Origin of the sequence: Pseudomonas pichavaramensis (assembly GCF_050473265.1) — a bacterium.
Lineage (GTDB): Bacteria > Pseudomonadota > Gammaproteobacteria > Pseudomonadales > Pseudomonadaceae > Aquipseudomonas.
The window spans coordinates 355278-368110 of record NZ_JBJKFJ010000004.1 but is presented as its reverse complement, the minus strand read 5'-3'; the positions used below and the strand labels follow the sequence as shown (position 1 = coordinate 368110).

20 protein-coding genes and 3 tRNA genes are annotated in these 12833 nt (G+C 59.4%); all 23 read right to left on the bottom strand.

All coding sequences use genetic code 11. The annotated features are described in order from the left end of the window. The coding region (locus tag ACJRW5_RS09455; protein WP_484570256.1) for a terminase large subunit domain-containing protein at positions 1-431 on the bottom strand (431 nt) is incomplete at its 3' end. After that, positions 424-852 (bottom strand): hypothetical protein, encoded by a 429-nt coding sequence (locus tag ACJRW5_RS09450; protein ID WP_417703278.1) that lies wholly within the window; start codon positions 850-852, stop codon positions 424-426. The genes ACJRW5_RS09450 and ACJRW5_RS09455, both read right to left, overlap by 8 nt. Then, positions 852-1478: a hypothetical protein gene (locus ACJRW5_RS09445; protein ID WP_484570255.1), complete on the bottom strand. Its 627-nt coding sequence runs from the start codon at positions 1476-1478 to the stop codon at positions 852-854. The genes ACJRW5_RS09450 and ACJRW5_RS09445 overlap by 1 nt, the downstream gene beginning before the upstream one ends. Continuing rightward, complete coding sequence (locus ACJRW5_RS09440) at positions 1475-1654, bottom strand: hypothetical protein (RefSeq protein ID WP_484570254.1); 180 nt, start codon at positions 1652-1654, stop codon at positions 1475-1477. The genes ACJRW5_RS09445 and ACJRW5_RS09440 overlap by 4 nt, the downstream gene beginning before the upstream one ends. 45 nt (positions 1655-1699) lie before the next feature. After that, positions 1700-2095, bottom strand: coding sequence for a hypothetical protein (locus tag ACJRW5_RS09435; protein ID WP_484570253.1), 396 nt, complete (start codon positions 2093-2095; stop codon positions 1700-1702). Between the two features lie 10 nt (positions 2096-2105). After that, the gene (locus tag ACJRW5_RS09430) at positions 2106-2900 is read right to left on the bottom strand and encodes a hypothetical protein (RefSeq protein WP_484570252.1); all 795 of its coding nucleotides are present in this window, start codon (positions 2898-2900) and stop codon (positions 2106-2108) included. Positions 2901-2909: 9 nt separating this feature from the next. After that, positions 2910-3674, bottom strand: a complete 765-nt coding sequence (locus ACJRW5_RS09425; protein ID WP_484570251.1) for a hypothetical protein — start codon at positions 3672-3674, stop codon at positions 2910-2912. Continuing rightward, a complete protein-coding gene (locus tag ACJRW5_RS09420; protein WP_484570250.1) occupies positions 3674-3841 on the bottom strand; it encodes a hypothetical protein in 168 nt (55 codons plus the stop codon). Before ACJRW5_RS09420 ends, ACJRW5_RS09425 begins: the two co-directional genes overlap by 1 nt. A 96-nt stretch (positions 3842-3937) precedes the next feature. Then, on the bottom strand, positions 3938-4228 hold the full coding sequence (locus ACJRW5_RS09415) for a hypothetical protein (RefSeq protein WP_396473836.1): 291 nt from the start codon (positions 4226-4228) through the stop codon (positions 3938-3940). Beyond that, positions 4228-5400 (bottom strand): AAA family ATPase, encoded by a 1173-nt coding sequence (locus ACJRW5_RS09410; RefSeq protein WP_484570249.1) that lies wholly within the window; start codon positions 5398-5400, stop codon positions 4228-4230. The genes ACJRW5_RS09415 and ACJRW5_RS09410 overlap by 1 nt, the downstream gene beginning before the upstream one ends. Positions 5401-5462: 62 nt before the next feature. Continuing rightward, a complete protein-coding gene (locus tag ACJRW5_RS09405; protein ID WP_484570248.1) occupies positions 5463-5843 on the bottom strand; it encodes a virulence-associated protein E in 381 nt (126 codons plus the stop codon). Next, entirely contained in the window at positions 5827-6108 is a 282-nt protein-coding gene (locus ACJRW5_RS09400) for a hypothetical protein (RefSeq protein ID WP_179527753.1), read from the bottom strand. The genes ACJRW5_RS09405 and ACJRW5_RS09400 overlap by 17 nt, the downstream gene beginning before the upstream one ends. A 3-nt stretch (positions 6109-6111) precedes the next feature. Continuing rightward, positions 6112-6369: a hypothetical protein gene (locus ACJRW5_RS09395; RefSeq protein WP_484570247.1), complete on the bottom strand. Its 258-nt coding sequence runs from the start codon at positions 6367-6369 to the stop codon at positions 6112-6114. Continuing rightward, positions 6366-6527, bottom strand: a complete 162-nt coding sequence (locus ACJRW5_RS09390; protein ID WP_484570246.1) for a hypothetical protein — start codon at positions 6525-6527, stop codon at positions 6366-6368. The genes ACJRW5_RS09395 and ACJRW5_RS09390 overlap by 4 nt, the downstream gene beginning before the upstream one ends. Before the next feature lie 281 nt (positions 6528-6808). After that, positions 6809-7030 (bottom strand): helix-turn-helix transcriptional regulator, encoded by a 222-nt coding sequence (locus ACJRW5_RS09385; protein WP_484570245.1) that lies wholly within the window; start codon positions 7028-7030, stop codon positions 6809-6811. Between the two features lie 85 nt (positions 7031-7115). Further along, positions 7116-7706 (bottom strand): hypothetical protein, encoded by a 591-nt coding sequence (locus tag ACJRW5_RS09380; RefSeq protein WP_484570244.1) that lies wholly within the window; start codon positions 7704-7706, stop codon positions 7116-7118. A 46-nt stretch (positions 7707-7752) separates the two neighbouring features. After that, on the bottom strand, positions 7753-9066 hold the full coding sequence (locus tag ACJRW5_RS09375; RefSeq protein ID WP_484570243.1) for a tyrosine-type recombinase/integrase: 1314 nt from the start codon (positions 9064-9066) through the stop codon (positions 7753-7755). Positions 9067-9227: 161 nt separating this feature from the next. Beyond that, positions 9228-9314: transfer RNA gene (locus tag ACJRW5_RS09370), tRNA-Leu, on the bottom strand. Positions 9315-9435: 121 nt separating this feature from the next. Continuing rightward, a tRNA-Cys gene (locus ACJRW5_RS09365) sits at positions 9436-9509 on the bottom strand. 38 nt (positions 9510-9547) lie between these two features. Then, a tRNA-Gly gene (locus ACJRW5_RS09360) sits at positions 9548-9623 on the bottom strand. A 67-nt stretch (positions 9624-9690) separates the two neighbouring features. Then, complete coding sequence (gene pgsA, locus ACJRW5_RS09355; protein ID WP_484570242.1) at positions 9691-10251, bottom strand: CDP-diacylglycerol--glycerol-3-phosphate 3-phosphatidyltransferase; 561 nt, start codon at positions 10249-10251, stop codon at positions 9691-9693. A 33-nt stretch (positions 10252-10284) separates the two neighbouring features. Continuing rightward, positions 10285-12108 carry an excinuclease ABC subunit UvrC gene (gene uvrC / locus ACJRW5_RS09350; protein ID WP_484570241.1) on the bottom strand — a complete coding sequence of 608 codons (1824 nt, stop codon included), beginning with the start codon at positions 12106-12108 and terminating at the stop codon, positions 10285-10287. Between the two features lie 2 nt (positions 12109-12110). Then, a complete protein-coding gene (gene gacA / locus ACJRW5_RS09345; protein WP_484570240.1) occupies positions 12111-12755 on the bottom strand; it encodes a response regulator transcription factor GacA in 645 nt (214 codons plus the stop codon). Between the last annotated feature and the right edge of the window lie 78 nt (positions 12756-12833).

Here is a 12833-nt window from a genome sequence, read left to right as displayed (position 1 = left end):
TTCGGGCCGCGCAGGTTCGAGCGCATCAGATCCAGCAAGTCAGGCGTCGGGTACTGGCCGGCCTCGTCCACCAAAAGCAGCGTGAACGATCGGCCCTGGTACTTGGTGTAGTCGGCGTGGCTTTCGAGCTGGCCAAGCTCCAGATAGCCGCCATTCGGGAAGCGCCAGACGTGCTCTGCTGCGTTGTAGCGAGCGGCAGTGCTGTAGACCGTCCCGAACAGCTCACGACAGACCAGCTCGAAGTCGGCCAGGCCCTTGTAGGTGCGTCGCAGATACAAGATCCGCGCCTTTTCATCGTACTGCTCAACGTGGCGTAAACACAGCAGCGCAAGCCCATAGGACTTGCCACCTCCCCGGCCGCCGCCGCAGAAAACGTCCAGCTCTTCAGGAAGCAGCATCAAGCGCTCTTGGAAGCCATTGAACTCAATCATGCCCAAGCTCCCCACCGCGAGGTGTTACGTCTTTCGTGAAGTCCTCCAGTTTCATGGCGCCGGGCATCTCGAACACCACGCTGACACGGTTGGCGATTTCCGCCTGGTCACCCTCGCGATAGCCGTGACGGGCCTTCAGCAGGAATATCGCCGCAGCGACATTTCCGCCCTTGGTGGCACTGTCGAACAGAGCGGTGAACAGCGCGTTGTGCTCACGCTCCCTCCCCTCATCTATGGCCTGCTTCAGCTCAGGATAGAGTTCTAGCCATTTGTTCAGGGTTTCAACCGTGGTGCCCAGCCGATAGGCCAGTCCCTTCTTGTTGTACCCGGCCGCAGCCAGTTCTAGAAGCTTCTCGGCAGCATCACGTGGCGGTTTCTTACGGGTTCCCGTGTACCCGCGAAGGTCTTTCTTCTCGCTCATCAGCCCACCTTTTCAGGTCGTGGCGGGAACTCGAAAGCCTGTTCTATGCGGGTGCTGTTGCATCTGGCCTCAGCGATGAAGAAGCGGCCGCCACACGCAAAGTCAGTTGGCCTCTCCTCTCGCGCCTTCCGGCACTGCTCCTTAGCCAAGACTTCCATCCCTTTCCGATCAGCACAGATGCCAAGAGACTTGAGGTGATCATCTCCCCAGTAAGGCGCATAGAACTGAGGAATAGAGCGGTGATGCTCAATCGGCTGCGTGTGCTGCGTCCGCTGATAGGCATGCAGCGTCATCGCGCCGGAGGACTCAGAAAAGCCCGCAAGCACGATGTCCGTGATTAGCTGCTCTTTGGGCTGGCCATGAGCGTTAATGCAATGTTCCTCGCACAGGCGCATCAGCTCGGGGACGTATTCGGCCAAAGCATCGAATGTGCCCTTCCAACCCGAGAAGACAGGCGCCGCAGCCATGTGCATCAGATCCAATCCACGGAAACCAACGACTGCGCTTAGCACCGGATTGACGACGATCTTGCATACCTGCTGAAGGTCGCCGTTAGGAAGCATCGCCTCGGTGTCGACCCCGATCAAGGCGAGGTCAGGCGTTACGAATGCGTTAAGGATGCTCATTGCGCCCCCTCCATGTCGTCACCTTCGTCCAAGGTTTCATCACTGCTGGCACTGAGAAGGTTGCTGACTCCACCGGCCAGCTCTGCGCTTGCATATGCCCCTTGGGGCGTCCAAGTGACGAGGAAGCCAACTACAGCCCCAACAACACCACCAATGATCTGACCATTGCTGCTCATGTCTCGTACTCCTGATGCGAATCGCTTCGCTCGAAATTGGTTGTTTCAGACTCGGAATTTCGCAACAGCCTGATCGACTATGCGGCGGACTCTGGCGAGGTTACGGCGCACCATGCCGGCTGGAGATTGCATCGACCGCCCGTTCTCAAGGCCCTCGATATAGGGCAGTGAGTTGGACAAGAAGACCTCACGCCCTGCCAGCTCGGGCGTTTCGGAGATGACCTCTGCAATAGCCAAGGAACCATCTGGATCTTCTCGCTCGATCACGCCCTGAGCTGGTGTGTCCACCTGGGTGACCCAGTTGCCCCTGGCGCGCCCGGTATCCACCGGAGTGTCGCGAATGGTGCCGCTGAACAGGTCAATCGTCGCAGTGCGCACGATCTTGTCGTGCCCCTCGATAATGCGGCGTGTGGCCGCTTTCATTTCATCTTCGAAGCTCATGGCTTGGCACCTAGCGTCTTTGCTCTTTCGCCATGCGGTCGCGCATCAGCGCTACCTGCTTGGAGTCGAAGCCGAAAATGTCGAAGCCATGGGCGACGGGCTCAAATGGCGACTTGATCAGGGTCTGCAGTATCGTTTCGGCCTTCCAGCCAGACACACGCCCGGCGATACCGGCAACATGCGCCAGGCCACGACGCGACGTTTCGACCAAGCGCCGGTCGTTGTCGATGGTATGGGCGGTGACAGGATCTGCAGCGCGCTTTGCCTCTTTCCACGTCTCGGCTACGAACTTGGTTTGCCAGTCCAGCAGGGCGAGCGGCGCGGGCACACGCATTAGGGCGATCATCAGGCGCTCATGCTTCACCGGATCGGCCCTTACCTCATCCAGCATCTTGCGCTGCTCCGGAACCTCCATTGAGCGCCACCAGTCGCGAATCTCGCGGTCTTCAATGGCAGCAACGGCATTGCCAGGATCGATGGTAGGGAAGGCGTAAAGCCGCGCCTCCATGTTCGCTATGTTTCCTTCGAAAATCCGCACCTGGCCGGCTGCCGCAGCCACTCGGCTGACCATCTCAGCCTTGACCGGGTCAGACTTCTGCTCGATGCCGAGCGGCGACAGGGTGCGGTCATCGGCAATGCTCTTGAGGCCCGACATAGCGTTCGCCAGTAACGGCAGAGAGTTGCTGAAGATCTGGATCGGGTAGGTATTCAGGTCATCGTCGGAGATAACCGGCAGGTCGAAGCGTGAGCCGCCTGGCAGGCTTACGGATGTTCCATTTTCGTTGCGCTCAATCTCAAAGCTCATGACGCCCCCTTATGCCACGCCGTAGCGTTCAGCCATTGCGTTCATGACCTTGTCCGAGCCTTCCTTGACGTAGGACTGCCAGGCATCTTTGCCAAGGGCTTGCATGCGCTCCTGAATGGTCAGGGCAGACGCGCCGACTATGCGGTCATACACGCGACGCATGATGAATTGAGCCAGGTTGACCCCTTCGCTCAGCTCGCGAAACTCGGCCACAGCACCGGGGTTTTTACGCTGCAACGCAGAGTTGCCTACCGCGATACGGGTCTCTTCGTTCAGGCCGAACAGGGAGGCCGGGAGACGCAGCGCGGCGTCTATCTCGCGCTCATACTCCCCGGAAATCATGCGGCTAATGAACTTGCCGCGATCATCGCCGGTAAGGGTGCGGAAATGGCGGGCGATTTCGCAGTCGATCACCGCATCAGCAGCAGCCGTCGAACCGCCGTAGGGCGTTACTGCCGCCAGTTTCATGAACTCGGTATTGAACCTGTTTACAGCGCCCAGCAAAGCCCGTTGGCTCTGCCCCAAGTCTTCCAGGGCGGCCACTACGGCGGCCTTGCTGTCCTCGCTTTGAGCGATCTCAGAAAGGCGGGCATCTGCCTTGATCGCGTCCAGCTTCTTGAGCAGCAGCGACAGAGTGCTGCGCGAGCTGTTCGCCGCATTCCACAGCGGGGCGAAATTGCCGTCACGCGGAAAACGCCAGCTAGCCAGCAGGATTCGGTGGTTGCCCTGCAGGACTTCCACAGCGTTAGGGTCGAAGTTAGTCGATTCGGTCATTAGCGAGCCTCCAGGGCTGATAAAAGCGGTTTGTTTTCGGCGAGCGCCACCAGCAAGGCCGTGGCCTGGATATCGCCTTGATCAGCAGCGGCACGTAGGCGTACCCAGGCTGCTTCCAGTTCGCGACGGGTTGGCCGGCATTGGCGCCCGCGTTGCGGTTTGTTCATCGTCGATATCTCCACTCGTGAAGATGGTGTTTCTGCCATATTTGGCCAAATTAGCCTTAATTAGGCCTAATATGTATATCCATACAGTATTTGTCACTACCGTACGTCGGAATCAGGCCAGCGCCATTGGGCGGCCTCCAAGGCTTCTTGGCGGCTCATGGGTTCACCGATCATCACGCAGATGACCTTCCCCTCCAGAAGCACGCGCCAGTTACTCGAGCGCATCTGGCCGTCATTGGCGGCCAGCTCTGCGAGCAGCTCCAGGCGGTGCAACTTGATGTATTGGCGGTCGTCTTCAGTCAGCTTGCTGGCCGGGGAAACGATCAGGCGCTTGCCGGATACGCGGGCGGAAAACCCGTGTTCGGTGAGGTAATCGATGGCAGCCATCACACTGCCTCCGAGTCAGATTCGTTGAAGCTCGATAGATGGCCAATTCCCCATTCGTGCCCTTTTCCATCATTCGTGCCCTCTTCCAAGGGTGGGCACGAATGGGAACCCGAGGGCACGAATGCAGACAGCGACCAGTAGGACTTAATGTCCTTGCCGAAGCCCTCGCGCGTGGTGACGACTCCAAGCTTTTCGCGTGCAGTACGAATCTGTTTTTGCGTATAGCCGTTGTCAGTCATCAACCGTTTAGCGTCCTTTCCGGACAAAGGTCCTGTACTGAGGATGCGGCGCAGTGCCTCGGCAGGATCATCGTCATCAGACTGATCGTCCCCTTCGATACGCTCCACCTCGGCCAGGATCTCTCGCGCGCTACCTTCGATCCTGTCGCCCCACAGCACTCTAGTCGTCTCGATACCATCACCGACGGTACAAGGCTCGATCACATACCCCACGCCGCCCTGATCGTCGGCGATGTTGGATTTCGCCCGGGCCAGGACGCGAACATCAGAGTCCTCCTGCTTGGCAGCGACCAGCACCGCACGAGCCAGGGCGCCAAACGCCTGGCTACCGATCACCCGATCTGCTGGTGAAGAAGCGCCGCTGCCCTTGCTGAAGCCGCTGCCCTTGCTGAAGTGGCTGATACCCAGCACGGCGCATTGATGCGCCTCGGCGAAATCGACCACCGACTGTAGGGAGCGGCGAACCTCATTGGCGCGGTGCATGTCGCCCTTGACCACGTTCACAACCGGGTCAAGCAGCAGCAGAGAGGCGCCGCCGATCTGCTCCACGGCATCACGCAACAGGTCGAAGTCTGCGGCCGGGTCGAAGGGCTCACGCTCACCGGCAGAGTTCACACGCCCCTCGATGATATGGACGCGGGCAAGGTCGGCACCCGCTGCCATCAGCCGCGGCACCAGGGTGTCAGCCGGATCATCCTCGGACGACCAGATCAGGGCATTTCCTGGCTCTGAGCAGTTCTCACCGTCAGGCCAACGGCCGCAGTTGGTCACCGTGCCGATCAAGCCAATCGCCAAGGTCGTTTTGCCGCTACCACCAGCACCGGCCAGGACGGTCAGCTTTCCTCGTGCGACCCAGCCAGGCCAGAGCCAGCGAATGGCAACCGGCCTGATGGTCGATGCTGGTGTCAGCTCAGCCCGCCAGAGCCGTTTCATGGGTTCCGGTACCGGGAGGGTTGCAACCCCCTCCCACTCTTTGGCAAATCGATCACCTCCACTCATGCAGTCACCCCCAAGCGCTGCTTGGCCAGCTCGAAGCGGGCCTGATCGTCAGCGCTGAGCCGGCTGCCGCTCTGCTGCATCGACAGACCGATCTGGTAAACGGTGTGCTCATGCTCAACCGCTGCCTTGCTTGGCCCTCGGCGAGTGGTCTTTTCACCAGGGAACAGGTCACGCAGCGCAAGGCCAATGGCGGCGGTGATATCTGTGGAGCTGCAGCCGGCCCAGCAGTGCAACAGCACCTTGCCGTCCTCAGCCTCGCGGATACTCAGGCTCGGGTCTTTGTCATCATGGGCCGGGCAGCAAGCTTTCCACTTGTTGGTACCTGCAGGCCGCACCTTGTCGAGTCGAGGCAATAGCTGATCAATTGGATTGGCCATCTTCAGCCTCCAGCTGCTCGCGCAGGGTCGTCGTGACGTGAACGATTTCCTTGTTCTGCTCGTGGTACGCCTCGGCATCGATCAGGCCACTCAACAGCAGTGCATCCGCGCAGCCGGCGCCGACGTAGGCGGCAAGAACCAGGTCATCGAGCGTCTTCGCAGCGCCAATCTGTTTCAGGCTGCGGCTGAAGATCTGGTTTGGAGTAAGCACTTTCTTAGGGCCGAGTTTGGCCACCGGCGCATTGGCGCCGTTTTTCGTAGTCATGGTTTAAGCCCTCAGTTGTGCGAGGCGATGACGCGCTTTGGCGTTATCCAGAGAAAGCGCTTTGCCACAGTCGCCCATCCAGCCACCTTGCTCGGTGTGGAAATGGGAGGTTGGGAAAGCAGCGATCACCCGAGTCATAGCTCGCTGCGCCTCTTCGGCAGTGGCGAAAGGGCCACATACTCCATAGGGATACCGAGGGCTGCTGTCTTCCTGAACGTAGTGGAATAGCGTGAAGCCGTGATGCTTAGAGAAGTTCTTCATGGCCGTACCTCCTGGGCTTCCAGGGCACGAGCGCGCTGCATGGCTTCGTTGTAGCGAGCCAGGCGGACAGACAGGGAGGAATTGCCGCGCAAAGCAGCGAAGGCACGAGCCTTCCAGGCAGCGGCATGAGACGCAGACGGATTGAGGGCGTGTTTCATAGGTGGAGCTCCTAGAGTTGAGGAGCCATCACCGCTTGCGGCCAAGCAAGAAATGGTGACAGCTGTACGCGGGTTGGCCGACCGGGACTCTAGGCACCCGGCACACCCGAAGGTGTCCCACGCACAGCCGCCATAACACGATGCTGCGGGCACAAAAAAAGCGCCTGCAATCGGATGGTGGGCGCTTGTGCGCCTAGAGGTTCTCGACCGGCCAAGGTCGGCCACGGGACTTACCGTGACACGCAAACCATAGCCCTGAGTGAGACGAAGTGCAAGCGCGATCATGCTGCATCCCTCGCCTGAATCTTGGACTGAAGCCAGGCGTCTACCTCGGCAGCGACATAGTAGGCCGCAGCCTGGCGTGCCTCGCCATCCTTGATGGGTTTGGGAAACGTGGGGTCTTTCTTGCGAAGCTTGGCGAGCCCGGAGCGGGTCAGGTCGAGCCGTTCACAAAGGGTAGTCTGGCGAATCAGTGACTTGCCGGTGGTGGTGTCTGTACGCATTTGGGCGCCTCCGTATTGGTGACGCCCCTAAGCTATTGTCCAGAAGCCAAACTAGGAGGAGAAAAAATCAAATCCATTTTTTCGCCTAGAACCTGGCATTTCCGACAAGGTCAGGAGGGCACGCAGGTATTGCGTCCGAAATTTCCTGCCACTGGCGATCCCAATCGGGCTGGGGATCCCTTTCCATTGACCTGATTAGATCTTGCTCAAGCCCCGACTTTCTGACTCTTTTGGAGTAGTAGCCCTCAAGGGTAGAGGCCTTTTTGCGTTTGAGATGCGGGTATCTGAGGCTGTAGAAGGAAGCTGCCATTCGAGAAGCTTCAGCACAGGTAGCGCCGCGGATAACCAAGTTGGCCATAAACAGGAGCGCAGCCCACTCGGCACCTTCGTTCTGTATGTTTTCGGCAGTACCGCTAGGGGAGCCATAGAACCTGGCCGTACGCGCCGCGAGATCTTCTTGAAGCATGGTTTCGGTGGGCTGCCCACCGAGGCTGGAAAGCATCATGAACGCTAGGTCAACGTAGTACGGATTCCTTGTCGCTTTCCAACTTCCAACGTATGCAGCAATAGCCAGAGCATGGTGCCTGGCGATGGGCACACCCATCATTTCATCGCATATTGCCTGGTAGACCTTCTGGCTCTCAGATACAGGTTTTCCAAGTTCTTCCGCGATCATCCAACAGCGCTGGGTCAACTCACTAGCAGCCACAAGAAGCTCCTTCCTAAGCCCGCTTCATGCCGATCACATTCACGCCCTTCTCTTCCGGGTGAGCGAAGTCATACGGAGTAACGTGGTGCTCCCGGTTGGCATCAAGATAATCGGCCCACCACTGCACCATCAGCCGGCGCTCTTCCAGGTGTTCCGCCTTGTGAATGTAGGCGGCACGCACGCTGTTGCGCTCCTGGTGGCTCATTTGCCGTTCAACGGCCTCCCGACTCCACAAACCTGACTCGACCAGCGCAGAGCACGCCATAGCGCGGAAACCATGGCCACACACCTCGGTTTTAGTGTCATAGCCCATGCGGCGCAGTGCAGCGTTTACGGTGTTCTCGCTCATTGGCTTGTGGTGGTAGTGATCACCTGGGAACAGCAGCTCATAGCGGCCGGACAGCTGATCGACTTGGGCCAGCAGATCCAGGGCCTGACGGCTCAGGGGCACGAGGTGCGGGGTACGCATCTTGGCGCCGCGGCTGGAGTGCTTCACGCCGTCGATAGCCTCACGCTCGGCCGGGATTGTCCAGAGGCTGTTGCGCGAGTCGACCTCTTGGCGGCGAGCAAAGCGCAGCTCACTGGAGCGGATGAAGACCAGCAGCGTGAGCCCTACGGCCAGCCGAGTCAGCGGGCGCCCCTTATAGTCGTCGATCCGTTGCAGCAGCTCGGGCAAGCGCTCCAGGGGCAATGCGGGCCTGTGTGCCGCCTTACGCGTGGCAGTGACGCCCTGTAGGTCACGGGCTGGGTTGCTATCGATGTGCCCGTGCTGGACGGCATAGCGCATGATGCCGTCGATGTACTGACGCAGCCGGCCGGCCAGCTCGAGGTGGTCATTCTTCTCAGCGGTCTTCAGGGGCTGGATCAGATCACGAACCTTCAGGTCAGCTACAGAGCGATCACCCAGCACCGGGAACAGGTGCTGCTCCAGGCGGGTCAGCACCTTGGCAGCGTGATCCTTCGACCACTTGCGGGCGCCTGCTGCGTGCCACTCCAAGCCCACCACCTTGAATGTGTTGGTGGTTGCAGCGACTACTGCCGCCCTCACCTGCCTGGCGTTCTCGATTGGGTCTACGCCATTGGCCAACAGCTCCAGCGCCTCAGCACGGCGCACCCGGGCAGCCTTCAGGCTCAAGGCTGGATAACTGCCAAAGGTGGCCAGCCCGCCCTTCCCGCTCGGTCTGGTGAACTTGAAGCGCCAGACCTTGCTGCCGTTGGCCTTTACCAGCAGGTACAGGCCCTGGCCATCGAACAGGGTGTAATCCTTCTCGCGCGGCTTAGCTGCCTCGCACTTGGCGTCAGAGAGCGGAGTAACGGTGCGTGCCATGGGTATACGATCCTCAATCGAACCGACGTATACCCAAACGTATACCTAAAATAGGTATATGTACAGACGCATGCGGGAACATACGGGCACAAAAAAACCGGCTACAGAGGCCGGTTTACTTGGATTTCAGAGTCATGTGGGAACATCTGAAAACATGTCATTGGTGCCCGAAGCCGGACTCGAACCGGCACGCCATTGCTGGCGAGAGATTTTAAGTCTCCTGCGTCTACCGATTTCGCCATTCGGGCGGTAGCGCTGTGCGAAGGGGAGGAATATATACAGCCCTCCGCTTCCCCGCAAGGCGCGCAAAAGCATACCTTCGGGAATGAAAAAGGCCTCGTAAATCGTTGATCTACGAGGCCTTTAGATTGGAGGCTGAGGTCGGAATCGAACCGGCGTTCACGGATTTGCAATCCGGTGCATAACCACTCTGCAACTCAGCCTTAAATCAAACGAGCCGCCTGGGCGACTCGTGTAAAACTGGAGCGGGAAACGAGACTCGAACTCGCGACCCCGACCTTGGCAAGGTCGTGCTCTACCAACTGAGCTATTCCCGCTTGTCTTGTCGACGGGCGCCATTCTATAGATTCGAATCGCGGCGTCAACCCTTTGATTCAAAAAAACTTATTTCTTCTCCACGGTGGTGCTGAGGTGCGGCCAGGCGGCCAACAGGTACTGCAGCATCGACCACAACGTCAGCACCGCGGCAACGATCAGCAGGATATAACCGAGCACGACCCAGAAGGTAAATTGTGGTGGATTACCTAACAGGATGACCAATGCCAACATCTGTGCAGCGGTTTTCCATTTGCCCAGGTTGGAGACCGCAACATGGGCCCGGGCACCCAGCTCAGCCATCCACTCGCGCAGAGCAGAAACCACGATCTCACGACCAATGATCGTGGCCGCGGCCAGTGTCAGCCAAAGGTTGGAGTGCTCAGCTACAAGCAGCACCAAGGCGACAGCCACCATCAGTTTGTCCGCAACTGGGTCTAGGAACGCGCCGAACGGCGTGCCCTGCTCCCAGCGTCGCGCCAGATAGCCATCGAGCCAGTCGGTCACGGCGGCGATCGCGAAGACGCCGCTGGCAGCCCAGTAACTCCAGGAGAACGGTAAATAGAACAGCAGGATGAAGACCGGAATCAGCGCGACCCGGAGCACGGTAAGCAAGTTGGGGATATTCATCGGCACAACTGAGCTGCGAGGTGAGCGGGCATTCTACTCGCTGTGCAGAGTCGCATAAATCAACTCAGCGAGCTTTTTGCTGATTCCAGGCGCTTTGGCGATTTCCTCGGCACTGGCACGCGTGAGCTCCTGCAGACCACCGAAATGATTGAGCAGTTCGCGACGCCGCTTGGGACCAATACCTGCAACCTCCTCAAGGGTAGAGGTACGTCGCGCCTTGCCTCGCCGTGCGCGATGGCCGGTGATGGCAAACCGGTGAGACTCGTCACGGATCTGCTGGATCAGGTGCAGCGCTGGCGAATTGCCTGGCAAGGTGAACTCGTGGGCTGCGTCGTTCAGATACAGCACCTCCAGCCCCGGCTTGCGCGTCGTCCCCTTGGCCACGCCCAGAAGAATCAGATCTAGCACCGCGAGTTCCTGCAGCACCTCGCGTGCCATGGCCAGTTGCCCCTTGCCGCCATCGACCAGCAGGACATCCGGCAGCTTGCCTTCGCCATCCTTGATCTTGCTGAAGCGCCGAGTCAGTGCTTGATGCATTGCCGCGTAGTCGTCACCCGCAGTGACGCCTTCGATGTTGAAGCGACGGTAGTCGGACTTCAACGGCCCCTCCGGCCCGAACACCACACAGGAGGCGACCGTTGCCTCGCCGCTGGAGTGACTGATGTCGAAGCACTCCATGCGCTGCGGCGGCTCATCCATCTCCAGCACGGCTGCCAGCGCTTCGAAGCGTTCGGCCATATGCTCGCGATTTGCCAGGCGTGCCGTCAGCGCTTGCTCGGCGTTGGTAACCGCCAGTTGCTGCCAACGCGCACGGGTACCGCGTACCCGGTGGCTGATCATGAGGCTACGCCCTCTAATCGAGTCGATAGCCTCGACCAGCGTATTGAAGTCTTCGTGCTGCACGTTGACGATCAACTCGCTCGGCAGATCGCGCTCCGCATTACCCAGGTAGTACTGAGCGAGGAAGGCCATCAGTACATCGCCGCCCTCCTCTTCAATGGCCACCTGCGGGAAGAAATTCTTGCTGCCCAGCACACGGCCGCCACGCACGCTGATCAGGTGCACGCACGCGCCGCCCGGATTGAGCATGACCGCGACGACGTCGACGTCGCCCGTGCCGCCCTCCATGCTCTGCTGGTCCTGCACACGACGAAGCATGGCAACCTGATCACGCAGTTCGGCAGCCCGCTCGAATTCCAGCGCCATGGAGGCTTTCTCCATGCTGGCGGACAGTTCCTCGCTCAGCGCATTGCTGCGTCCATCCAGAAACATCACCGAGTGACGTACGTCCTCTGCATATTCTTCCGGGGAAACCAGGCCTACGCAGGGGCCTTTGCAGCGCTTGATCTGATACTGCAAGCACGGGCGTGTCCGGTTCTTGTAGTAACTGTCCTCGCATTGACGCACGAGAAAAGTCTTCTGCAGCAGGCTGAGGCTCTCACGGATGGCCAGTGCACTTGGATAGGGACCGAAATAACGCCCCTTGGCCTTCTTGGCGCCGCGATGAATACCCAGGCGCGGAAAATCACCATCGGACAGAAATACGTAAGGGTAGGACTTATCGTCGCGCAGCAGGATGTTGTACGGCGGCCGCCATTCCTTGATCAAGGTCTGCTCGAGTAGCAGCGCCTCGGTCTCGTTGGCGGTGATGGTGGTCTCGATCTGCGCGATACGGGCTACCAGGGCGGCAGTCTTGGGCGCCTGACCGGTCTTGCGGAAATAGCTGGCGAGACGCTTCTTGAGGTTCTTGGCCTTGCCTACGTACAGCAGCCGCGCCTCGCCATCGAACATGCGATAGACGCCTGGGCGACCGCTGCAGGTCGCCAGGAAAGCACTCGAATCGAACGGGTTGGACATCTTCAGCTGACGGCGTCGACCATGCCGTGGCGCACCGCAAGCAATGCCAGCTCTACGTCGCTGGTGATGGAGAGCTTCTCGAAGATCCGGTAACGGTAAGTATTGACCGTCTTGGGCGACAGGCAGAGCTTGTCCGAGATGTTCTGCACCTTGTGGCAGTTGGCGATCATCAGCGCGATCTGGATTTCACGCTCGGACAACAGGTCGAACGGCGAGCCATTGTTCTGTGGCTGGAAGGACTTCAAGGCCAGTTGCTGAGCGATTTGCGGGTCAATGTAGCGTTGACCGGCGAATACCAGGCGAATGGCCTGAACCATCTCCTCGAGCGCCGCCCCTTTGGTCAGGTAACCGGCAGCACCGGCCTGCAACAGGCGAGTCGGGAACGGATCTTCTTCGCAGACGGTGACGGCGACGACCTTGATGTCGGGATGACTGCGCATCAGCTTACGTGTGGCTTCCAGACCACCGATGCCCGGCATCTTGACGTCCATCAGCACCACATCCGGCTTGAGCTCGCGCACTTTGAGCAAGGCTTCTTCACCGGTGCAGGCCTCGCCCACTACCAGCAAGCCGTCAATGTCGGCGAGCATGCGCGAGATTCCCGTGCGCACCAGATCGTGATCGTCGACCACCAGCACCTTAATCAATCGCCACCTCGTTGCACCTTGTCAGCCACCGCATATTGGCGGTGAGGTTAGACTTGCCGGCCACCTTAGCAAAAAGCC

Coding starts and splice junctions, on each gene's coding strand:
- ACJRW5_RS09450 (WP_417703278.1), bottom strand. CDS start 852: ATGAGCGAGAAGAAAGACCTTCGCGGGTACACGGGAACCCGTAAGAAA.
- ACJRW5_RS09445 (WP_484570255.1), bottom strand. CDS start 1,478: ATGAGCATCCTTAACGCATTCGTAACGCCTGACCTCGCCTTGATCGGG.
- ACJRW5_RS09440 (WP_484570254.1), bottom strand. CDS start 1,654: ATGAGCAGCAATGGTCAGATCATTGGTGGTGTTGTTGGGGCTGTAGTT.
- ACJRW5_RS09435 (WP_484570253.1), bottom strand. CDS start 2,095: ATGAGCTTCGAAGATGAAATGAAAGCGGCCACACGCCGCATTATCGAG.
- ACJRW5_RS09430 (WP_484570252.1), bottom strand. CDS start 2,900: ATGAGCTTTGAGATTGAGCGCAACGAAAATGGAACATCCGTAAGCCTG.
- ACJRW5_RS09425 (WP_484570251.1), bottom strand. CDS start 3,674: ATGACCGAATCGACTAACTTCGACCCTAACGCTGTGGAAGTCCTGCAG.
- ACJRW5_RS09420 (WP_484570250.1), bottom strand. CDS start 3,841: ATGAACAAACCGCAACGCGGGCGCCAATGCCGGCCAACCCGTCGCGAA.
- ACJRW5_RS09415 (WP_396473836.1), bottom strand. CDS start 4,228: ATGGCTGCCATCGATTACCTCACCGAACACGGGTTTTCCGCCCGCGTA.
- ACJRW5_RS09410 (WP_484570249.1), bottom strand. CDS start 5,400: ATGAAACGGCTCTGGCGGGCTGAGCTGACACCAGCATCGACCATCAGG.
- ACJRW5_RS09405 (WP_484570248.1), bottom strand. CDS start 5,843: ATGGCCAATCCAATTGATCAGCTATTGCCTCGACTCGACAAGGTGCGG.
- ACJRW5_RS09400 (WP_179527753.1), bottom strand. CDS start 6,108: ATGACTACGAAAAACGGCGCCAATGCGCCGGTGGCCAAACTCGGCCCT.
- ACJRW5_RS09395 (WP_484570247.1), bottom strand. CDS start 6,369: ATGAAGAACTTCTCTAAGCATCACGGCTTCACGCTATTCCACTACGTT.
- ACJRW5_RS09390 (WP_484570246.1), bottom strand. CDS start 6,527: ATGAAACACGCCCTCAATCCGTCTGCGTCTCATGCCGCTGCCTGGAAG.
- ACJRW5_RS09385 (WP_484570245.1), bottom strand. CDS start 7,030: ATGCGTACAGACACCACCACCGGCAAGTCACTGATTCGCCAGACTACC.
- ACJRW5_RS09380 (WP_484570244.1), bottom strand. CDS start 7,706: ATGATCGCGGAAGAACTTGGAAAACCTGTATCTGAGAGCCAGAAGGTC.
- ACJRW5_RS09375 (WP_484570243.1), bottom strand. CDS start 9,066: ATGGCACGCACCGTTACTCCGCTCTCTGACGCCAAGTGCGAGGCAGCT.
- pgsA (WP_484570242.1), bottom strand. CDS start 10,251: ATGAATATCCCCAACTTGCTTACCGTGCTCCGGGTCGCGCTGATTCCG.
- uvrC (WP_484570241.1), bottom strand. CDS start 12,108: ATGTCCAACCCGTTCGATTCGAGTGCTTTCCTGGCGACCTGCAGCGGT.